At 54.8% G+C, this 281-nt stretch carries 1 tRNA gene and 1 rRNA gene; both read right to left on the bottom strand.

Features of this window, described 5'->3' with window-relative positions:
* Positions 1-81, bottom strand: a 5S ribosomal RNA gene (gene rrf, locus OGY68_RS00035); the annotation flags it as partial.
* Positions 82-119: 38 nt separating this feature from the next.
* Positions 120-195: transfer RNA gene (locus tag OGY68_RS00030), tRNA-Thr, on the bottom strand.
* Positions 196-281 lie beyond the last annotated feature (86 nt).

Raw genomic sequence — 281 nt, 5'->3', positions numbered from 1 at the left:
CACACTACCATCGGCGCTACGGCGTTTCACTTCTGAGTTCGGCATGGGGTCAGGTGGGACCACCGCGCTACAGCCGCCAGACAAATTCTTTTCTAAGTGCCGAACTTTAACCGAAAAACTGGTGCTGATACCCAGAGTCGAACTGGGGACCTCACCCTTACCAAGGGTGCGCTCTACCAACTGAGCCATATCAGCACACTAAATTTGATGCCTGGCAGTTCCCTACTCTCGCATGGGGAGACCCCACACTACCATCGGCGCTACGGCGTTTCACTTCTGAG

Source organism: Citrobacter sp. Cpo065 (assembly GCF_030332805.1).
Taxonomy (GTDB): Bacteria; Pseudomonadota; Gammaproteobacteria; order Enterobacterales; family Enterobacteriaceae; genus Citrobacter; species Citrobacter portucalensis.
This window is presented reverse-complemented; position numbering and strand designations above follow the sequence as displayed.